The 19,727-nt window shown below is 64.4% G+C and carries 16 protein-coding genes; 10 read left to right on the top strand and 6 right to left on the bottom strand.

The window, feature by feature from the left end:
• Positions 1 to 7: 7 nt before the first annotated feature.
• From ACDA63_RS13330 to serA, 6 genes are all read left to right on the top strand, one after another.
• Positions 8 to 1,000: a Bug family tripartite tricarboxylate transporter substrate binding protein gene (locus tag ACDA63_RS13330; RefSeq protein ID WP_373663747.1), complete on the top strand. Its 993-nt coding sequence runs from the start codon at positions 8 to 10 to the stop codon at positions 998 to 1,000.
• On the top strand, positions 997 to 1,491 hold the full coding sequence (locus tag ACDA63_RS13325) for a tripartite tricarboxylate transporter TctB family protein (RefSeq protein WP_373663746.1): 495 nt from the start codon (positions 997 to 999) through the stop codon (positions 1,489 to 1,491). The genes ACDA63_RS13330 and ACDA63_RS13325 overlap by 4 nt, the downstream gene beginning before the upstream one ends.
• 13 nt (positions 1,492 to 1,504) lie before the next feature.
• Positions 1,505 to 3,028: a tripartite tricarboxylate transporter permease gene (locus tag ACDA63_RS13320; protein ID WP_373663745.1), complete on the top strand. Its 1,524-nt coding sequence runs from the start codon at positions 1,505 to 1,507 to the stop codon at positions 3,026 to 3,028.
• Positions 3,029 to 3,210: 182 nt separating this feature from the next.
• Complete coding sequence (locus ACDA63_RS13315; RefSeq protein WP_373663744.1) at positions 3,211 to 4,257, top strand: patatin-like phospholipase family protein; 1,047 nt, start codon at positions 3,211 to 3,213, stop codon at positions 4,255 to 4,257.
• A gap of 21 nt (positions 4,258 to 4,278) precedes the next feature.
• Positions 4,279 to 5,730, top strand: coding sequence for a GntP family permease (locus ACDA63_RS13310; protein WP_373663743.1), 1,452 nt, complete (start codon positions 4,279 to 4,281; stop codon positions 5,728 to 5,730).
• 100 nt (positions 5,731 to 5,830) lie between these two features.
• Positions 5,831 to 7,066: a phosphoglycerate dehydrogenase gene (gene serA / locus ACDA63_RS13305; protein ID WP_373663742.1), complete on the top strand. Its 1,236-nt coding sequence runs from the start codon at positions 5,831 to 5,833 to the stop codon at positions 7,064 to 7,066.
• Positions 7,067 to 7,169: 103 nt separating this feature from the next.
• Here the strand turns inward: serA and ACDA63_RS13300 are convergent, their stop codons facing one another.
• The 4 genes from ACDA63_RS13300 to ACDA63_RS13285 all read right to left on the bottom strand — a co-directional run bounded on the left by ACDA63_RS13300 (position 7,170) and on the right by ACDA63_RS13285 (position 11,854).
• Positions 7,170 to 8,639 carry a polysaccharide lyase gene (locus ACDA63_RS13300; RefSeq protein ID WP_373663741.1) on the bottom strand — a complete coding sequence of 490 codons (1,470 nt, stop codon included), beginning with the start codon at positions 8,637 to 8,639 and terminating at the stop codon, positions 7,170 to 7,172.
• A 497-nt stretch (positions 8,640 to 9,136) separates the two neighbouring features.
• A complete protein-coding gene (locus ACDA63_RS13295) occupies positions 9,137 to 9,991 on the bottom strand; it encodes an ABC transporter permease (RefSeq protein ID WP_373663740.1) in 855 nt (284 codons plus the stop codon).
• Between the two features lie 55 nt (positions 9,992 to 10,046).
• Positions 10,047 to 10,826: an ABC transporter ATP-binding protein gene (locus tag ACDA63_RS13290; protein WP_373663739.1), complete on the bottom strand. Its 780-nt coding sequence runs from the start codon at positions 10,824 to 10,826 to the stop codon at positions 10,047 to 10,049.
• On the bottom strand, positions 10,823 to 11,854 hold the full coding sequence (locus ACDA63_RS13285; protein ID WP_373663738.1) for an ABC transporter substrate-binding protein: 1,032 nt from the start codon (positions 11,852 to 11,854) through the stop codon (positions 10,823 to 10,825). Before ACDA63_RS13285 ends, ACDA63_RS13290 begins: the two co-directional genes overlap by 4 nt.
• Positions 11,855 to 12,098: 244 nt before the next feature.
• Here ACDA63_RS13285 and ACDA63_RS13280 point away from each other — a divergent pair, with 244 nt between their 5' ends.
• Together ACDA63_RS13280 and ACDA63_RS13275 are read left to right on the top strand one after the other, a co-directional pair.
• On the top strand, positions 12,099 to 12,776 hold the full coding sequence (locus tag ACDA63_RS13280) for a response regulator transcription factor (RefSeq protein WP_373663737.1): 678 nt from the start codon (positions 12,099 to 12,101) through the stop codon (positions 12,774 to 12,776).
• A gap of 2 nt (positions 12,777 to 12,778) precedes the next feature.
• Entirely contained in the window at positions 12,779 to 14,188 is a 1,410-nt protein-coding gene (locus ACDA63_RS13275) for a sensor histidine kinase (RefSeq protein WP_373663736.1), read from the top strand.
• Between the two features lie 93 nt (positions 14,189 to 14,281).
• Here ACDA63_RS13275 and ACDA63_RS13270 read toward each other — a convergent pair whose 3' ends face one another.
• On the bottom strand, positions 14,282 to 15,805 hold the full coding sequence (locus ACDA63_RS13270; protein ID WP_373663735.1) for an amidohydrolase family protein: 1,524 nt from the start codon (positions 15,803 to 15,805) through the stop codon (positions 14,282 to 14,284).
• A 321-nt stretch (positions 15,806 to 16,126) separates the two neighbouring features.
• On the opposite strand from ACDA63_RS13270, the gene ssuE reads away from it, so the two are divergent.
• Positions 16,127 to 16,726, top strand: a complete 600-nt coding sequence (gene ssuE / locus ACDA63_RS13265) for an NADPH-dependent FMN reductase (protein ID WP_373663734.1) — start codon at positions 16,127 to 16,129, stop codon at positions 16,724 to 16,726.
• Positions 16,727 to 16,789: 63 nt separating this feature from the next.
• Here the strand turns inward: ssuE and ACDA63_RS13260 are convergent, their stop codons facing one another.
• Positions 16,790 to 18,172, bottom strand: a complete 1,383-nt coding sequence (locus ACDA63_RS13260; protein WP_373663733.1) for an LLM class flavin-dependent oxidoreductase — start codon at positions 18,170 to 18,172, stop codon at positions 16,790 to 16,792.
• Between the two features lie 398 nt (positions 18,173 to 18,570).
• Here ACDA63_RS13260 and ACDA63_RS13255 point away from each other — a divergent pair, with 398 nt between their 5' ends.
• Complete coding sequence (locus ACDA63_RS13255) at positions 18,571 to 19,707, top strand: ABC transporter substrate-binding protein (protein ID WP_373663732.1); 1,137 nt, start codon at positions 18,571 to 18,573, stop codon at positions 19,705 to 19,707.
• Positions 19,708 to 19,727: the final 20 nt, after the last annotated feature.

Raw genomic sequence — 19,727 nt, 5'->3', positions numbered from 1 at the left:
GAGACCCATGCGTAATACCCACAACACCAATGCGATGCGTCGTCAATTGCTTCTGGCTGCCGGCGCGGCCCCTGTGCTCGGCATGATCCCGCGCAGCCTGTGGGCAGCGCCGATGTTCGAATCGATCTACATGTTCATCCCCGCTGCGCCCGGCGGTGGCTGGGACGGTACCGGGCGCGCTGTCGAGCAGGTGATCCGCGCGGCCGGGCTGGTGGGCACCGTGCAATTCGAAAACGTCGGCGGCGCCGGCGGCATGGTCGGCCTGCCCAAATTCGTCAATCAACAAAAGGGCAAGCCCAACGCGGTGATGGTGGGCGGCTCGGTGATGGTGGGTGCGGGTATTGCGAACAAGAGCCCGGTGACCATCAAGGACGTGGTCCCGCTGGTACGCCTGACCGAAGAGGCCAGCGTCATCGCGGTGCCGGCCAACAGTCCCTACAAGACCTGGCAGGATCTTGCCGCCGCGCTCAAGGCCAATCCCAAGGCCGTGAGCGTCGCAGGCGGCAGCGCGGGCGGCACCGACCACCTGCTGCTGGGCATGATCCTGCGGTCATTGGGGGCGAACGCCAAGAATGCCGCGTACGTGGCCTATGCGGGCGGCGGTGCGGCGGTGGCGTCGATCATCGGCGGTCAGGTGCAGGCAGGCATTTCCGGCTACTCGGAGTTTGCCGAGCAGATCAAGGGCGGTCGCATGCGCGCGCTGGCGGTGTCCGGCAACAAGCGCATTCCCGGCGTGGATGTGCCGACGCTGCAGGAGCTCGGCACCAACGTCACGGCGGCCAACTGGCGCGGCCTGTTCGGAGCGCCTGGCATCAGCGCGCAGCAACGGCAGGCGCTGATCGATCTCTTTACCAAGATGCACGACACGCAGGCGTGGAGGGATCTGCTCGAGCAGCGCAAGTGGGTCGACGTGTTTCTCGCGGGCGATGCGTTTGCCAAGGAAGTCGTCGCCGATGTCACCGAAACCGAGACGGTGATGAAGGAATTGGGGCTGGCATGAATCCGCTCCATACCCGTTACTTCGCCGTCATCACGGGCATCGCCTTGTTCGTGGTGGCGGTACTCGCGCTGGCGCAGGTCACGCTCATCAACTCGCCGCCCAACGCCGACGGCTTCGGACCGCGCCTGATGCCGGGTGTGGTGGCGGCACTCTTCCTGTTGCTGACGGTCGGCTTCACGCAGGCGGCATACAAGGGCCGCAGCCCGGACGTCGTCGACAACCCGGACGAAAAACCCAGGACAGGCGGCATCCAGCGCGCCGCCTGGCTGGTGGCGGGACTGTTGTCGCTGCTGCTGCTGATCCCGTACATCGGCATCGGGCTGGCATGCGGCGTGGCTTTCGTGCTGTTCGCGCGAGCCTTCGACAGCCGGCGCGTGCTGGCCGACGCCGGAGTGGGGCTGGCCTTCGTCCTGTGCGTGTGGGCGCTGTTCGACCGGCTGCTCGGCGTGCAGTTGGGACCGTTCCTCGGCCCCTACCTGCACCTGTTCTGAAGGAGCATTCCACATGGGTACATTCGACGCACTCATGCACGGCTTCTCGACGGCGCTGAGCCCGGGCATCCTCATCTACGGCGTGCTCGGGTGCTTCATCGGCACGCTGGTGGGCGTGTTGCCGGGGATCGGGCCGGCGCTGACCGTGGCGCTGTTGCTGCCGCTGACCTTCAAGGTGCCGGCGGCGGCGATGTTCGTGCTGTTCGCAGGCATCTTCTATGGCGCGATGTATGGCGGCTCGACCACGTCGATCCTGCTCAACACGCCGGGAGAATCGTCGGCGGTGGTCACTTCGCTCGAAGGCAACCGCATGGCGCGGCGCGGCCGGGCGGGGCCGGCACTGGCGACGGCGGCCATCGGCAGCTTCGTGGCCGGCACCATCGGCACCATCGCGCTCACCTTTTTCTCGCCCTACGTCGTCAACATCGCACTGGCTTTCGGGCCGGCCGAGTATGCCGCGCTGATGGTGCTGTCATTGGTCGCGGTGTCGTCGGTACTCGGCAATTCGGTGCTGCGCGGCCTGCTGGCGCTGTCGGTGGGCCTGCTGCTCGGTTTCGTCGGTGTCGATCTGCAGACCGGCCAGCCGCGCTTCACCTTCGGCAACGTCGAACTGCTCGACGGCATCGAAGTGACCGTCGTACTGGTCGGCCTGTTCGCGGTGGGCGAGGCACTGTTCCTCGCGTGGCAGGGGCATGCGGCAGAAGGCGAGGTGATGCGCATGAGCGGGCGCATCATGCTCTCGCGCGAGGACTGGCGACGTAGCTGGAAGGGCTGGCTGCGCGGCGCGGGCATCGGCTTTCCATTCGGTGCATTGCCGGCTGGCGGGGCGGAGCTGCCAACGCTTCTTTCCTATTACGCCGAGAAAAAACTCTCGTCGCATCCCGAGGAATTCGGCAAGGGCGCCATCGAAGGCGTGGCCGGGCCGGAAGCCGCCAACAACGCCGCCGCGGCCGGTGTGCTGATGCCGTTGCTCACGCTTGGCATTCCGACGTCGGCGACTGCAGCGGTGATTCTCTCCGCGTTCGAGAGCTACGGCATCCAGCCCGGTCCGCTGTTGTTCACGACTCAGGCGGAACTGGTCTGGACGCTGATTGCCAGCCTGTACATCGGCAACGTCATCCTGCTGGCGCTCAACCTGCCGCTGGTGGGGGTATGGGTGAAGCTGCTGCGCATTCCGCCGCACTGGCTGTATGCCGGCATCCTGGTGATTTCGACGGTGGCGGTGTACGGCGCGAGCAATTCCCTGTTCGATGTCGGGCTGCTGTTCGTGTTCGGCGTACTCGGCTTTGCCATGCGCCGGCTGGACATCCCGGTCGCGCCGCTGATCGTGGGCATGATCCTGGGGCCGATGCTCGAGCAATCGCTGCGGCAAGCGCTTGTCATCAGCCAGGGCGACTGGAGCACTTTCGTCACGCGGCCGCTGTCGGCCAGCTTCCTCGGCGTGGCGGCGGTGTTGTTGATCATGCCGCGCGTCGTGCAGCACATGCGCCGCCAACGCGGCATCGACCGCGCCGCCGAGCCTGCCGCCGGGGGCTGATCTTCGCGCTCGGGATGGCGCGCCGGCATGTCCGCCGGGCGCGCCGTCCTTCAACCTGCGGCGGCATCCGAGGCGTGTCGCCTTGAAGCATGCGATCCCGCCGACTACATTGATTATGTTGTGGTGCAGCAATCGTCGCCACGAACATCTTTCATCGGCAAGTCTCTCGGGATACGCGATTCATGGAGAAGAAAAACAACGCCGGGGCCGGCCGACGCGAGCCGCTGTTGATCGATCTGGCGCTGCAGGGCGGTGGTGCGCACGGCGCCTTCACGTGGGGCGTGCTCGACAGGTTGATACAGGAACCGTGGCTCAAGGTCGAAGGCATATCCGGCACGTCGGCCGGTGCAATGAATGCCGCCGTCATGGCCCACGGATACACGCTCGACGGCGTGAGCGGAGCACGAGAGGCGTTGGAGCGATTCTGGCTTCGCGTGTCGAGCGCGGCACACTTCAGTCCTCTCAAGCGCAGTCCGCTCGATGTCCTGCTCGGGCGATGGACACTCGATCATTCGCCGTTCTTCGTCGCGGCCGATCTGTTCAGCCGCGTGTTTTCACCCTACGACCTCAACCCGCTCGGCAGCAATCCGCTGCGGAACATACTGGAAAGCGAGGTCGACTTCGCCCGCCTGGCGGACAGCCCGATCAAGCTGTTCGTGACAGCAACGAGCGTGAGCACGGGGCGGGGCAGGGTGTTCCGGCAGGACCAATTGAGCGTCGACGTACTGCTTGCCTCGGCGTGCCTGCCGACGTTGTTCCAGGCCGTCGAAATCGACGGCGATGCCTACTGGGATGGCGGCTACGCCGGCAACCCGACGATGACGCCGCTGATCCGTGAATGCGATTCGATGGACACCATCCTCGTGCAGATCAATCCGATCGAACGCACCGGCGTGCCGCGCACCGCCCGCGACATCCTCAACCGCCTCAACGAGGTGTCGTTCAACGGCGTGCTGCTCAAGGAACTGCGCATGATGGCACTGCTCCACCGCGTGGCCGACGCCGCCCATGACGAAGGCGCGCGCTGGGCCAGCATGCGCATCCATCGCATAGCGAGCGACGTCATGCTCGAACTGGGCTATTCCACCAAGCTGAATGCGGAATGGGACTTCCTGCTCATGTTGCGCGATCAGGGTCGGGCGGCGGCGCAGACGTTTCTCGATGAGCATGGCGCGGATCTGGGCAAGCGTTCGACGCTCGATCTGGACGCGCTGCTGCAAGGCGTTTGAATGTCATAGCAAGAGGATCGCATGGGACTGCTCGGTATTCTCGTCGGGCTTGGCCTGCTCATCTGGCTGGCATATCGCGGATGGAGCGTGTTGTTGCTGGCGCCGATCTCGGCGCTGGTGGTGGCGTTGTTCGGGGGCGAGCCGCTGCTCGCGCACTGGACGCAGACCTTCATGCTCAGCGCGGCACAGTTCTTCGCGCAGTTCTTCCCGTTGTTCCTGCTTGGCGCGCTGTTCGGCAAGCTGATGGAAGACAGCGGATCGGTGCGTGTCATCGCCGACTACATGATCCGTCGGCTCGGGCCCCGCCACGCCATGCTGGCGGTGGTGCTGGCCGGCGCGCTCGTCACCTATGGCGGCGTGAGCCTGTTTGTCGCCTTCTTCGTGCTGGCGCCGATGGCACAGGACCTGTTCCGCCGCGCCGACATTCCACGCCGGCTCATGCCGGCCGCCATCGCGCTGGGCACGTCCACCTTTACGATGTCCGCGCTGCCCGGCACGCCCGCGATCCAGAATGCCATCCCGATGCCGTTCTTCGGCACCACACCCTTCGCCGCACCGGGGCTGGGCATCATCGCTGCCGCCATCATGCTCGGCTTCGGCATGTGGTGGCTGGGGGTTGCCGAGCGCGCCGCGCGCAAGGCGGGCGAGGGATTCGGCAGCGATTCTCCGGCCGGCCCGGCGGCGGACGACGACGTGCTCATGCGCGAACGCGCCAGCACCGCGCGCGAGTTCGACCCGGGCGAGATCGCGCGGGGCGAAGCCACGACCGATGCGCCGCCGGTACTGACCGCTGCGCTTCCGCTGGTCGTCGTGGTCGGCGTGAACATGCTCATGTCGCTCATCGTGTTGCCGTCGCTCGATCTGGACTTTCTGGCCGAGGCGCGCTGGGGCAGCACGAGTCTTGCGGGCGTAGGAGGCGTGTGGTCGGTGGTGACGGCGCTGGCCTGTGCCATCGTCGTCGTGCTGGTGCTGCATTTCCGGCGCCTGCCGGCGCTGCGCGACACCATGGACGCGGGCGTGAATGCCTCGGTGCTGCCGACCTTGAGCGTCGCGAGTCTGGTGGGTTTCGGCGCGGTGGTGGCGGCCATGCCGGCGTTCGCCGCCGTGCGCGATGCGGTGCTGGGCATCGGTGGCGGGCCGCTGGTGTCGCTGGCGACGGCGACCAACGTCCTGGCCGCGCTCACCGGTTCTGCATCCGGCGGGCTGACCATCGCGCTCGATGCGCTGGGTTCGACGTACATGGCGCGCGCGGCCGAAATCGGCATGGACCCCGCGCTGCTGCACCGCGTGGCGGTGATAGGCGCAGGCACCCTCGACAGCCTGCCGCACAACGGCGCTGTGATTACCTTGCTGACGGTGTGCGGCTGCACGCACCGCCAGAGCTATCGCGACATCGTGATCGTGGCGGTACTCAGTGCCTTGCTGGCGCTGGCCGTGGTGATCGTGCTGGGAAGCATGTTCGGCAACTTTTAGGCCAGGCGGGCGGGGCGATACGAAGTTTCCATCGTGACGATGGGCTGACAATGACCATCGTGACGTGCTTTCATGCAAGGTCCGTCGATGGAGAGAAAAAATGCAGCCAGGCCAACTTTCCGTACCCAAGGACAAGCTCAAGTTCGTCCTTCTCGAAGGCATCCATGACAGTGCCGTCCAGGCGCTGCGCCGCGATGGCTACACCAACGTCGTGACCTCGCCCAAGGCGTTGTCGGGCGATGCGCTCATCGAACAGATCCACGATGCGCATTTCCTGGGCATCCGCTCGCGCACGCACCTGACCGCCGACGTGCTGGCGCAGGCGCCCAAGCTGACCGCCGTCGGGTGTTTCTGCATCGGTACCAACCAGGTGGACCTGCACGCTGCGATGCTGCACGGCGTGCCCGTGTTCAACGCGCCGTTTTCCAATACGCGCAGCGTGGCCGAACTGGTGATCGCCGAGATCGTCCTGCTGATGCGCGGCATTCCAGCCAAGAACGCGGTGCTGCATCGCGGAGGGTGGATGAAGAGCGCGGCCGGCTCGTTTGAAGTGCGCGGCAAGACGCTGGGCATCGTCGGCTATGGCCACATCGGCATGCAGGTCGGCGTACTGGCCGAGCAGCTCGGCATGCAGGTGGTCTTCCACGACATCGAAGCGCGCCTGTCGCTGGGCAATGCACGGCAGGCGGCATCGCTCGACGAACTGCTGGCCGTGGCCGACGTGGTGACCCTGCACGTACCGGAAACGCCCGAAACCGCCAACATGATCGCCGCGCCGCAATTGGCGCGCATGAAACCGTCGAGCCACCTCATCAACGCTTCCCGTGGCACGGTGGTCGATATCGATGCCCTCGTCGCGGCGCTGGAGAGCGGCCACATCGGCGGGGCGGCGGTCGATGTGTTCCCGGTCGAGCCCACGGGTAACGACGCCACTTTCGACTCGCCGCTGACGCGTTTCGACAACGTCATCCTGACCCCGCACATTGGTGGTTCCACGGCAGAGGCGCAGGAGAACATCGGCGGCGAAGTCGCGGCCAAGCTCATCCGCTACAGCAACAATGGTTCGACCGTGTCGGCGGTGAACTTCCCGGAAGTCGCCTTGCCCGAACACACCGGCCGCTCGCGCCTGCTGCACATCCACCGCAACGTTCCCGGCGTGATGGCGCACGTCAACGAGCGCTTCTCGGCTAAAGGCATCAACATCGCGGCGCAGTACCTGCGCACGAACGACGAAGTCGGCTACGTGGTGATCGATGTCGATCGCGCCGCGGGCGAGGTCGCGCAGGAAGAACTGGCCGCCGTGCCGGACACTATCCGCTGCCGCGTGCTGTACTGACGCCCGGACGGGACGAAACAGCCAAGGCGTCATCCGCCCCACGCGCAAAGCGGGCCTGCCGCACGCCGCAGCAGGCCCGCTGACTTCAGCTACGAGGAAAGACTCACTGCTGGTACGAGCACTTGTTCGGGTTGCCATTGGGGTCGCTGCCGAAGGCGGCGACGGTGCAGGCGATGCTGTTGCCCACGCCCACGTACTTGGTCACCCAACTGCCCTTGCGACCGAACGCGACCCAGCCGGTGCCCTTGGTCACGGAGCAGGTGCCGCCCAGGTCCGCGCACTTCGAGAAGCCGGTCGGGTAGTCGCCTGTGCCGCTCAGGACCGGGGGCGTAGCGCCGCCGCCCGAGGACGAGCTGCTCGACGAACTGCTGCTCGACGATCTTGAACTGCTCGACGATGAAGTCGACGACGACGAAGAAGAACTGCTCGACGACGAACTGCTGCTGCCGCAGGCGGATGCCGACAGTTCGGCCAGGTTCTTGCCTACGCCCGCGTACTGGCGCAGCTTGTCCTTCACGCACTGCGCCTGCACCGGCGAATATGAATACGGAATGCTGATCGGGAACACCGCCGTGGTGGTCCAGGTGTCAGCATTCACATAAGCCTTCGAGTCACTCGTCCAGGTGATGTTGTACTTGGAGAAGTCCGACGGGCTCAGCACGTTGTTGTTGCGCAGGTCCCATTTGCCGAAGTTGGAGCCGTCGTAGCGCGACGTCACCGGATTGACGGCGTTTTCGAACCAGTTGCGTTCGATGAGCGCGTAGCCCAGTTGGCGCACATTGATGCCCGACTCGGTGATGCCCGAATAGAGGTTGTTGTAGGCATGTACGTAACCGCCGCGTTGCAGCGGCAGGCGGGCGTTCACGTCTTCGTACACATTGTGGTGGTAGGTGATGCTGCGCGGGCCGGTGTCGCTGGAGCTGGACCCATCGAGCCCGACCTTCTTGTAGCCGTGGATGTAGTTGTACGAAACGGTGACGTTGTTCGATTCCTTCTTGATGTCGACGGCCCCTTCGAAGGTGGTGTCCCCATCCGGTGTGCCCGAGCACTCATAGTTCTTGGCGAAGATCTCGTTGTGGTCGATCCACACGTTGGGCGAGGTGTCGACGCGGATCGCGTCGCCATCGCTGGCGCCGCCCGGCATGTAGCCGAACTTCATGTTGCGCACCACCACGTTGGTCGACTTCACGATCCAGATGCCGAAGTTGGCCGACGAACCATTCGCACCGATGATCGTAATGCCCTTGGTGAACTCCTTGATCTCCACGCCGCGCGCGGGCTTGCTCCATTGGCCGCACACGTTCGCCGCTGCGGCGTTGATGAGTGAATCTTCGTTGCCCGTGTAGGTGATGATCAGCGGGTAGGCGCCGCCGGTCACTTTGTTGCCGCTCGAATCCAGCCGGGCAGCGGCGATGATGTCGATGATCTGCTGCATCGAACTGGCCGTCTTCGAGACGGTGCCGCTGACGTTGCCGCCGTCGGTGGTGGCAAAGCCGCCCGTCTGGGCGGCCATGGCGCTTTGGGCACCGGCGAACAGCAGACCGGCGGCAACTGCGGTGAGTTTGAGTCGCATGGAATGTCTCCTGTGTTGGCATTGTCCTGGCTGGATGCAAGCGATTCCGTTTGCTCAGTCGTCTGAATGTGACCGTTTCCAGCGGCGCCAGTCTGTCGGAATGATCCTTACGATTCAATGATCTACGTGGCGCTGTATTTGCGGCAACTGACGTTGTTGCCGTATTCACATCGGGTATTGGCGAATTGGTGTGGCGGGCAGTTGTCAGCCTTTTCGTGTTGCAACGCACACGCCGTAAAGCATTTCCTGCAATGCACTATGGGAATGTCATCGACAGGGCGTCCGCCCTATACAAGTGACCATGCGCCCACAAAGTGACCGATAACAAATCGCGTCATGAAGAAAAACTGGCGCTGCGGCATGTGTTGCGCCGCCGTGGTGTTTGCCTGACGACCGACTATTGACTGCAAACCGACCGTTCGTCGGATTGTTGGCGGTCGCACAAAAAAATGCCCCCGGAGAGCGGGGGGCCGAACCGAAGCGGAGGTGCTGGTAAATCAGAACGCGGCGGGGCGCCACTTGAGGACGCGCTTTTCGATGGCGGTCAGCAGCCATGCGGCGGCGAGCGCCACGACGGCGAGCACGATCATCGCTGCGAACACGCCGCTAGCATTGAACGCGCCTTGCGCGGTGGAGATCAGCAGGCCGATGCCTTCCTTGGCGCCGAGGAATTCGCCGACCACGGCGCCGACCAGGGCAAAGCCGAAGCTCACGTGCAGGCTGGCCAGAATCCACGACATGGCCGAGGGAATGACCACGAAGACCGTCAGTTGCCGGGGCGATGCGCCCAGGATCTGCGCGTTGGCGATCATGTACTTGTCGGCTTCGCGCACGCCCTGGAAAGCGTTGCCGAACACCACGAAGAACACCATCACCACCGCCAGCGCCACCTTGGACGCCATGCCCAGGCCCAGCGCGATGACGAAGATCGAACCGAGCACCACGCGCGGAATCGAGTTGGCGATCTGGATGTACAGGCTGAATACATCCGACAGCAGCTTGTTGCGGCCGAGCACGATCCCGCAGATCACGCCGGCCACCGAGCCGATCAGGAAGCCCAGCACGGTTTCTTCCAGCGTGACGCCGATCTGACGCCACAGCGAACCCTGCGCGGTGCCGTCGCGCATCCACTCGACGAGCTGGTTCCAGATCAGCGAGGGCTGCGAATAGAAAAAGGGATCGATCCACTTGTTGCGCGCGGCGATCTCCCAGCCGCCGAGGATGACGGCCAGCACCACGAGGCGCAGCACAACGATGGTGTTCTTGCGCCGCTGGATGCGTGCGCGGGCGATGTCGGATTCGCGCGCCAGCGCTTCATCGCTGAGCGCGGCGGGCAGGGCAAAGTCTGTCATGGGGACTACTCCGATTTGGGGCTGCGGGCGCGCAGTGCGCCCGGCAAATGTGGCATCAGGCGAGCACGGCTTCTTCGCGCAGGTCGGCCCAGATCTGGCGCGACAGCTCGATGAACTGCTCGTCGTATCTCACCTCGGACATCACGCGCGGGCGTGGCAGGTCGATGTCATACACGCGCTTGAGCATGCCCGGGCGGGCCGACAGCACGAACACGCGGTCAGCCAATGCAATGGCTTCTTCCAGATCGTGCGTGACGAACACCACCGAGCCTCCCGTGCCCGACCACAGCTTGAGCAGCTCGTCCTGCATGAGCGTGCGCGTCTGCATGTCGAGCGCCGAGAAGGGCTCGTCCATCAACAGGATCTCCGGCTTGTTGATGAAGGTCTGCGCCAGTGCCACGCGCTTGCGCATTCCGCCGGAGAGCTGGTGCGGATAGTGGTGGAGGAACTTGCCCAGTCCCACGCGCTGCGCCCAGTCGGTGGCTTCCTCCATGGCCGCCTTCTTCGGCGTGCCTCGGAAGAGGGGGCCTGCGGCCACGTTCTGGATCACCGTGCGCCAGGGGAATACGGCATCGGCCTGGAAGACGAAACCGATGCGCGGATCGATGCCGTCCACCTTTTGGCCCATCACGCGCACTTCACCCACCGTGGGCTTGAGCAAGCCGGTCGCCATGTTCAGCGTGGTCGACTTGCCGCAGCCCGTCGGTCCAACGATGGCAACGAATTCGCCACGTGCCACCGCCATGTTGAAGTTGCGCAGCGCCACCGTGGCGTTGCCCTTCGCATCGATGAAGCGCAGCGAGACGTTGCGGAATTCGATTGCCGGCTGGGTCATTTTGCGGTCGCCTTTGCCACGCTCGCCCCGGCCGTTACGTAAGCGTTGGTGTAGGTCTTCGACAGGTCGATGTTCTTGCTCTTGACCTGCGGCTTGTACGTGGCGAGCACCTGCAGCACGGTTTCCGGGCCGCCGGCGGGCATCTTGCCGTCTTCGGTGAACATCGGCAGCGAAGCGTCCAGCGCCTGGACGTACAGCGCCTTGTCGCCGCCGTAGTAGTCCTTGGGCATCTTGTCGGCGATCTGCTCGGCGGTGTGCGTGTGGATGTAGGCCATGGTGCGGGCGAATGCGCGGGCCAGCTTCGTGGCCTCGTCCTTATGCGTTTCGGCCCAACTGTTCTGCACGTAGAAGCTCGCCGCCGGGTACAGGCCGCCGAGCGCGGCGCGCGTGCCTTGCTCGGTGCGCATGTCGACCAGCACCTTGGCTTCGCCGCGCTTGATCATGGCCGACACCGTCGGTTCGGTCGTCATGCCAGCCTGGATGCGGTCCTGCTTCATCGCCGCGATGAAGGTGTCGCCGGCGCCCACGGGCAGCAGCGAGTAATCCTTGGACGCCACCCCCTGGCGTTCCACCAGGTAGCGCGACAGGAAGTCGGTCGACGAACCCAGGCCCGTCACGCCCAGCGTCTTGCCCTTGGCGTCGGCCATGGTCTTGAAGGTCGGCGCAGCCTGCGTCGACACCAGTTCGACTTCGCCCGGCACCTTGCAGAACACGGCGATGGCTTCGATTTCCTTGCCCTTGCTCTGCAGGTCGATGGTGTGGTCATAGAAACCCACCACGCCCTGCACGGCGCCGGCAATCAACTGGTTTTCGGCGTCGACGCCGGCTGGCTGCGATTGCAGCTCGACGTCGAGTCCTTCGTCCTTGAAGTAGCCGAGCGCTTCGGTCAGCTTGGCGGGCAGGTAGATGATCTTGTTTATGCCGCCGACCATGATGGTGATCGGCTCTGCTGCCTGCGCCATCGAAACGGTGCCGGCGAGCGTTGCACACACGGCGGTGGCGATCAGGTGACGATGAAACGTACGCATGACGAGTGGTCTCCTATGGGGCGCGGGGCTCCGCGCGGGACCGCAGCTTTCGTGGCGGCGGATTCTTGTTGATGCGAGGCCAGTCTAGGAAGCGCAACCTTTCATCGAGCTTTCGCTGCGGCGCATCGTGACTCATGTATTTCCCCAATACGGCGCGGGCAACTTCGCTCGCGGCGGCGGGACGCGTTACCCTTGCCGTGCGGGCGCCATCGCAGTGCCTGCCATTACACAAATACAGACCGACATGAGAATCCTGCTGATTGAAGACAGCGCCGAACTGGCGCTGTGGCTGGTGAGCCTGCTGCGCGAGCAGGGCTTTGAAGTGGACCACGTGACCGACGGCGGCGCCGCCGACACCTTGCTGAGGCAGACCCGCTACGAAGTTGTGCTCCTCGACCTGAACATTCCCGGTCTCACCGGCAAGGGCGTGCTGCGCCGCCTGCGTGAGCGGGGCGACGACGCGCCGTTGATCGTGCTGACCGCTTCCGATTCGCTCGACCAGAAGGTGCAGTGCCTGGAAATCGGTGCGGACGATTACATCGTCAAGCCGGTGGAGAGCCGCGAACTGGTAGCGCGCATCAAGGCCATCGTGCGGCGCCGCCTGCCGGGAAAGTCGAACGACATCGCGTGCGGCGACCTGCGTTACGACCTCAATACACGGCAGTTCTCACTGGCCGGGCAGGCGTTGCCGCTGCCGCCGCGCGAGCGCGCCCTGCTCGAAGCGATGATGCTCAAGGTCGGTACCACCGTGCCGAAGCAGGCACTCATCGACAGCCTTTTCGGCATGGGCGACGACTCGGCCAGCGCCGACGCCATCGATCTTTACATCCACCGTCTGCGCCGCAAGCTCGAACCCAGCCAGGCGGCCATCATCACCTTGCGTGGCGTCGGCTACCTGCTGCGCACGCGCGACGAACGATGATCGTGCCGGGCTCGATCACCAGCCTGCGCGTGCGCCTTGCCGCATGGCTGCTCCTGCCGCTGTCGGCCTTCGTGCTGGTGTGCGGTTACCTCAGCTGGCAGCACGCCGTGGCCGTGGCCGACTACGTGCAGGACCGCGACCTGCTGGCTTCCGCCAAGGTGCTGTCCGACCGTCTGATCTGGGAGGACGACAACGTGCGCGCCAGTGTGCCGCCTTCGGCGCTCAGCCTGTTCGTATCGCCCGAGCGCGACCAGGTGTTCCTGAGCGTGACCGATGGTAGCGGCATGGTGCTGGTTGGCTCGCCCGAATTCCCTCCGCCGCCGCAACTCAAGCTGGCGGGGGCGGATCGTGCGCAGTGGTACGACACGGTGTTCCGCGGCCAGCCCATCCGCGCGGTCATGACACGACGGCCGATGTACGACGGCGGGCAGGAGCGCGACATCAACATCTTTGTCGGCAAGACCACGCGCAGCCACGATCGCATGGTCGATTCGCTCTGGCTGCCGACGGTCACGTACCTCGTCATCGCTCTCCTGCTGGCCGTTGTGTTGACGGTCTTTGCACTGACGCGCGAACTGCGGCCGCTGGCGTGGCTGAACGAACAGATCGCCGCGCAGGACCCCTCGCGGTTGGAGGACTTCAACATCGACACACGCCGCCTGCATACCGAGCTGCGCCCGGTGGCCGACACGGTGAACAGCTTCGCGCGTAAGCTGCGCGCCTACGGGCAGGGGCAGCGGCGTTTCATTGCCGACGCGGCGCACCAGTTGCGCACGCCGCTGGCATTGCAGGCGTCGCAGCTCGAATTCGCGCGCATGGCACGGCAGCATGAGCGTGTCGACGACATGGACGCCGCACTGCGCGCACTGCAGAACAGCAATCGCCAACTCGTCGACGTGACCAACAAGCTGTTGATGCTCGCCCAGGCAGAGCACTCCAGCAATGCGCCGGCGCGCCTGGAGCCGGTCGACCTCGCGCAATGTGCGCTCCGTTGCGTCGAGCACCTGGCCGCGCAGGCCGAACTGCGGCGCATCGACCTCGGCATGAACCTGCCATCGGTCGACTCCATCATCCGCGTGCGGGCGCAGCCGGCATTGCTCGACGCGCTTATCGCCAACCTGCTCGACAACGCCTTGCGCTACACGCCCGAAGGCGGTCGCGTGACGGTCAGCGTGCGCGGCACGGAGAAACAGGCGGAACTGTGCGTGGATGACAACGGCCCCGGTATCCCGGCCGAATCGCGCGAACGTGTCTTCGAGCGTTTCGTGCGGCTGTCGAATGACGCCGAAGGCACCGGGCTGGGCCTTGCCATCGTGCGCGAGATCGCCCGCACGCTTGGTGCCGCCGTCACGCTCGAAGCCAATCCGGACGAAGTCACCGGTCTGCGGGCGCGGGTGGTTTTTCGGGCCTAGCCAACGCGCCGCGCCTGTCTTGCCGACCGCGCAGTTCAAAAAAACGCCCGGCACGCGGCCGGGCGCAGCACGACACGAGGGAGACCTTTCCGCCTACACGGCAGCCTTGCCGGCGAGCTTCTGCTCGATGACCGTGCCCTTGAAGAAATCCGCGTTGGCTTCGGTGTACAAGCGGTACGGATTCTCGAACATGTAGGCCTTGAAATCGGCTTCGGTGATGAGGCCGTCGTCCACCAGCGCGTGCGCTTCGGCCAGTGCTTCGGTCAGGTCGGGCACGTCCCAATGGCCGACATCGGACGAGTAGATCGCATTGATCTTGGTGCCCAGCGGACTAGCCTTGTCGTTGAAGGCGTGAGCGAGCGTGCGGTCGTCCGATTCGGAACCGAAGAAGAAGTTGTCCACCCAGCGCGACTTGATGTCTTCCACTTTTTCGATCCCGGCGGCGGCGAAGTCTTCCAGCTCTTCGTCGCGCGGGCGTCGCGCATCGCGCGTGTAGTGCGCGCCGAGCGTGTCGCGGATGAGGTCTTCGCCCGCGACGCTGCGATCCTTCACCAGGTCGGCGCCATATTGGCGGAAGAGTGCGGCGAGCTGCTCGCGATCGGTCGCCAGCGGATCGTAGTTTTCCAGACCCTTGCGGCTGCGTTTGTTCCAGCGATCGACGAGGTGAATGTAGACGCGTGCGCCCCAGTCCGCGCCGCCTTCGAGAAAGCCCGCGCGCAGCTTGGGGAAGCGGCGCGTCACGCCGCCGAAGAACAGCGCCTTGGCAAACGCTTCGGTGCCATCGGCAAAGTGGCCGATGTGGTTGTTCATGTAGTTGGAAATTGAACTCCGCCCCGTCCAGCCCTGGCTGCCGTAGTGCGTGAGGATTGGCACGCCGAGTTCGACCACCCTGGCCCAGAACGGATCGTAGTCATATTCGCTGTCGAGCCCGAGGAAGTCCTGGTACGAAATGTACTTGCGCAGTTCCGGGTGCTTGTCGATGGGAAAACGGTCCGCCAGCGCGCGGATCGGCCGGCTCACGCTGCCGGCGATGTTGATGGCCTTGAGTCCCAGCGTGTTGATGGCGAAATCGAGCTCGGCGATGCCTTCTTCCGGCGTATGCAGCGGAATGCCGGCCACCGGAGTGAGGTTCGCGCTGTACTTGCGCCACAGATCGGCGTGGTAGTGATTGATGGCGCGCGACAGCGCCGTGCGCGAATCCTTGTCGCGCACACCGAGCGGTGCCAGTACATTGTTGGGGAACAGCACCGAGTAGTCCGAACCCTGCTCGGCCTGCCGCTCGGCGAACAATTCCGGCAGGTGGTAGGTGGCCACGTCGAGCGTGTTCTTGGTAACGCGCGCCCACCACGGCGAGCGGATGGAGCGGTAATACTGTCGCTCTTCGGGCGTCTGTTCGTACCAGTTCTTGCCATTGCCGATGCCGCCGCGCGCGATGCGGTCTTCGCTTGCCTTGCGCAACGCGTCGACCAGGTGCACGCCGCCGTGATGAGAGACGTAGTCCTCCAGATCCGGCGTGTAGTCGTTGACATGCACGTCGGTGTCGATGACGGGATAGTCGAGCGTGTTCTTCACGGCGACCGAGGGGGATAACTGTAGGCGCGACAGGCGATCGTTCATGTGGGGCTCCGGTTCATGTTGTAGAAGGGTGCGCGTGCAGCGTGCGCCGCGTACCCCTGCCGACTGCATGGCAAAGCCCGTGCCATTCTTGTGACATGTGCCGCAAAGCCCCGTGGCGCTTCGCTCCGCGAGCCTCGCGATCAGAGTCGGACGACGACGCGGACTGCGGAGAATGCAGCAGCGACGAGGTGGCGCTGTTCAAGGCCGCACATCGTGGCGTGACTTATTCGACCGTCGCATATGCAACTGACGAAATCTTGGTTCTCAAGGGCGACGTTCGCCTTCTAGAGTCATCGCATCTTTCTTGGGATCGTCATCGACATGAGCATCGTATTCATTTCAGGTAGTCCGTCCGCGCGGTCGCGCAGCGCGTTGTTGCTGTCCAGTGTGCGCGAGCGCATCGCCGCACAGGGGGAACTGACCCGATGGATCGCGTTGCGCGATCTGCCGGCCGACGCACTGCTCGGTGCGCGCGTCGACGACATCGATATCGCCGCCGCCGTCACCGAGGTGGAGTCGGCCCGCGCGGTGGTGCTGTCCAGCCCCATCTACAAGGCGGCCTACAGCGGGCTGCTCAAGGCCTTTCTCGATCTGCTGCCGCAGAAGGCGCTGGAAGGAAAGCTGGTGCTGCCGGTGTCGTCGGCAGGCAGTCCGCTGCATGTGCTGGCGCTGGACTTCACGATCAGACCGGTGCTGGCCGCGTTGGGCGCGCGCGAAGTGATATCGCCCGTCAGTGCGCTCGATTCGCAGATCGTGCAGGACGCGGCCACCGGCGCCCTGGCGTTGGACCCGATCATCGCGCATCGCGTGGACGACGCCATCGGCTTGTTACTGGAGCGCCTGCGCAGCCAGCATCATGATTCGCTGCGTGCGCGGCAGTCGGCGCCGATCAGTTTTTCTGCGGTACAGGTCAGCGTCTGAACGCATCCGGACGCGGCCGTAACGAAAACCGGGGGGCATGTCCCCCCGGATTCGTTTGTGCGCTCAGGCTGTGGCGGTTTCGGCCTGTGCCGCTGCTTGAGCAGCGCGACGTTCGAGCGTAAAGCGATTCGCCGGGCGCGCGAGCCCGAGGTTTTCGCGCAAGGTGGTGCCCTCGTAGGCCGTGCGGAACAGGCCTCGCCGCTGAAGTTCTGGTATCACAAGGTCGACGAAGTCGTTGAGCGATTCCGGCAGCACCGGCGGCATGACATTGAAGCCGTCGGCAGCTTCGTTCTCGAACCACGACTGCATCTGGTCGGCGATCTGTTGCGGCGTGCCCACCACGACCCAATGTCCGCGCGCGCCGGCGAGGTATTCGTAGAGTTGGCGCACGGTAAAGCGTTCGCGCTGCGCGAGCGTGAGCACCACGTTCTGCCGGCTGTTGCGGCCGACCTCCAATGCTGGATAGTAAGGGGGCGGCTCATCGAGGTTCCACTTGCTCAGGTCTTCGCCCGGCCAGAATGGGGCGATGGTCGACAGCCCCACGGAAGGGTGAATCAGGCGTTGCAGCGCCGCCCACTTTGCCTGGGCTTCTTCTTCGGTGCGGCCCACGACGGGTGAGATACCCGGCAGCACCAGCAACTCTTCGGGGCGACGACCGTACTTGCGCATGCGCGATTTGATGTCGCGGTAGAACGACTGCGCTTCGGCAAGGCTCGTCCACGCGGTGAAGATCGCTTCCGCCGTTGCGGCGGCAAGCTCGCGCCCCGGCTCGGACGAACCGGCCTGCACGATCACAGGGTGGCCCTGCGGCGGGCGCTCGATGTTGAGCGGCCCGCTCACCCTGAAATGCTTGCCGACGTGGTTGAGCGCGTGGAGCTTCGATGGGTCGAAGTACACACCACTGTCCGCGTCGCGGATGAAGGCGTCGTCCTCGTAGCTGTCCCACAGTCCTTTCACCACGTCGACGAACTCGTGTGCGCGCTCGTAGCGCTCTTCGGGGGAGGGGTGGCGGTCGAGCCCGAAGTTGCCATAGACGTTGTCGGCGCTGGTCGTCACGACGTTCCACGCCGCACGCCCTTTTGAAATGTGATCGAGCGAGGCGAACTTGCGCGCCAGGAGGTACGGGTCTTCGTACGTGGTCGACGCCGTGGCGACAAAGCCGACGTGTTTGGTGACGGCAGAGAGCGCGGACCACAGCGTGACCGGCTCGAAGTAAGACACGCGGCCCTGTCGCGACAGGGCTTCGGTGTCGCCGTGGTTGCGCAGGCCCGGACTGTCGGCCACGAAGACCTGGTCGAACAGGCCGCGCTCGGCGGTGCGTGCAACGTCGATGTAGTGGTCGATGTTCACGCCCGAGTCGATCTGCGAACCGGGGTGGCGCCATGCGGCGATGTGGTGGCCGGTGGCCATGATGAATGCGCCGAGGCGCAGTTTGCGATCACTCATTATGTTTCTCCGTGTCAGGGCGGTCGGCGCGGTGCGCATGTGCCGTTCGAGCGCAATGCATTGCAGATGCCGTGCCAGAGACTGCGTTCATGGGTTCTGCCATATGCGTGAGGGCAGGGTGGTGATGATCTTTGTTGCGCAGCCAGCAATCGACGGGGCGTCTGCTGTGTTCCGCACAGGTGTCGTGTTGTTTTCGACGTGCCGTGGCGTGTCTGTCGCTTGACGCCTCGACACGGGAATCTGCGTTTTCGCGTGGGGGCGTGCTGCGCAATCAGCAATCTTTGGCGTGGCCGGCAACACTCTGGTGAATGCGCAGCAGATGGCCCGCTTTGGCATGCTTTCTGCCTTGAACGACGCATACGAGTGAATACTCGGATTCGTTCGGATGGGACCACAACATGAGAGATCAGAACCGACAGGGCGCCCGTGCCATCGTTCGCTGGATTGCACCTGTATTGCTGATTGCAGCGCCGTGGCTGGCGACAACGGCCAAGGCCGAGACGCCGCCCCAGGTCATCAACTTCGGCTTTGCCAGCCCCAAGGTCGGCAATCCGCCGGCCTACACCTTGGGCAGTGCAGGGATCGCCTATACGAAGGGCTGGCTCGAAGAAGAGTTCAAGAATGACAACGTCAAATTCGAATTTGTCTTTTTCAAAGGGGCCGGCCCGGCGGTCAATGAGGCGCTTGCCAACAACCAGCTCGACTTTGCGTCGCAGGGCGATCTCCCGGCGGTGATCGGACGCGCGGCGGGACTCAAGACACGACTGATCATCGCCAACAACATCCGCAACAACATCTACCTTGCCGTACCGCCGGATTCCAGGATCCGTTCTGTCGAGGAACTCAAGGGCAAGAAGGTGTCGTTCTTCAAGGGCACCAATTCGCAGACGCCCATCAATCGCCTGCTTGCCAAATACAAACTGAACGAACGCAATCTCAAGGTGATCAACCTCGACACCGCCAGCGGGCAGGCCGCCTTGCTCAATGGCGATATCGACGCGCTGTTCGGCGACATCCAGCTGCTCAAGCTGCGTGACCAAGGCAAGCTCAAGATCATCTACACCAGCAACGGCGATTCGCCGGTCTTCACGCGGCAGGGGCACATCCTGGTGCGCGATGAGTTCGCGGCGAAGTATCCGGACACCACGCGACGCGTGACCAAGGTGCTGGTGCGCGCGGCCCAGTGGGCGTCGGACCCGGCGAACCGCGACGAAGTCCTCAAGCTGTGGGCGATTCCCGGCGTCTACACCAAGGAACTGCTGGCCGAAGACTACGGTGACAACATCAAGCTGCGCTCCAGCCCCTTGCTCGATCCGTTTTTGGTCGGTCGCTACAAGGACGTGGTGAAAGACGCGCGCCAATTCGGGCTGATCCGCAAGGACGTCGAAGTCGATGGCTGGTTCGATCGCAGCTTTCTGGATGCCGCGCTCAAGAGCCTGCATCTCGAAGACTACTGGACGCCGCTGGATGCCGACGGCAAGCCGATTCTTGCCAACACGCGCGCCGCGCCGGGCAAGACCGCCAGCCGCAATTGATCGGCCGGTTCTACGCAGAC

The organism is Uliginosibacterium sp. sgz301328, from assembly GCF_041807905.1.
GTDB lineage: Bacteria > Pseudomonadota > Gammaproteobacteria > Burkholderiales > Rhodocyclaceae > JBGVSA01.
The sequence above is the reverse complement of the archived record's forward strand: the minus strand, read 5'-3'. Positions and strand labels throughout refer to the sequence as shown.

Bases quoted from the DNA above. Each gene is read 5' to 3' on its own strand.
- ACDA63_RS13330 (WP_373663747.1), top strand. From the start codon at position 8: ATGCGTAATACCCACAACACCAATGCGATGCGTCGTCAATTGCTTCTG.
- ACDA63_RS13325 (WP_373663746.1), top strand. From the start codon at position 997: ATGAATCCGCTCCATACCCGTTACTTCGCCGTCATCACGGGCATCGCC.
- ACDA63_RS13320 (WP_373663745.1), top strand. From the start codon at position 1,505: ATGGGTACATTCGACGCACTCATGCACGGCTTCTCGACGGCGCTGAGC.
- ACDA63_RS13315 (WP_373663744.1), top strand. From the start codon at position 3,211: ATGGAGAAGAAAAACAACGCCGGGGCCGGCCGACGCGAGCCGCTGTTG.
- ACDA63_RS13310 (WP_373663743.1), top strand. From the start codon at position 4,279: ATGGGACTGCTCGGTATTCTCGTCGGGCTTGGCCTGCTCATCTGGCTG.
- serA (WP_373663742.1), top strand. From the start codon at position 5,831: ATGCAGCCAGGCCAACTTTCCGTACCCAAGGACAAGCTCAAGTTCGTC.
- ACDA63_RS13300 (WP_373663741.1), bottom strand. From the start codon at position 8,639: ATGCGACTCAAACTCACCGCAGTTGCCGCCGGTCTGCTGTTCGCCGGT.
- ACDA63_RS13295 (WP_373663740.1), bottom strand. From the start codon at position 9,991: ATGACAGACTTTGCCCTGCCCGCCGCGCTCAGCGATGAAGCGCTGGCG.
- ACDA63_RS13290 (WP_373663739.1), bottom strand. From the start codon at position 10,826: ATGACCCAGCCGGCAATCGAATTCCGCAACGTCTCGCTGCGCTTCATC.
- ACDA63_RS13285 (WP_373663738.1), bottom strand. From the start codon at position 11,854: ATGCGTACGTTTCATCGTCACCTGATCGCCACCGCCGTGTGTGCAACG.
- ACDA63_RS13280 (WP_373663737.1), top strand. From the start codon at position 12,099: ATGAGAATCCTGCTGATTGAAGACAGCGCCGAACTGGCGCTGTGGCTG.
- ACDA63_RS13270 (WP_373663735.1), bottom strand. From the start codon at position 15,805: ATGAACGATCGCCTGTCGCGCCTACAGTTATCCCCCTCGGTCGCCGTG.
- ssuE (WP_373663734.1), top strand. From the start codon at position 16,127: ATGAGCATCGTATTCATTTCAGGTAGTCCGTCCGCGCGGTCGCGCAGC.
- ACDA63_RS13260 (WP_373663733.1), bottom strand. From the start codon at position 18,172: ATGAGTGATCGCAAACTGCGCCTCGGCGCATTCATCATGGCCACCGGC.
- ACDA63_RS13255 (WP_373663732.1), top strand. From the start codon at position 18,571: ATGAGAGATCAGAACCGACAGGGCGCCCGTGCCATCGTTCGCTGGATT.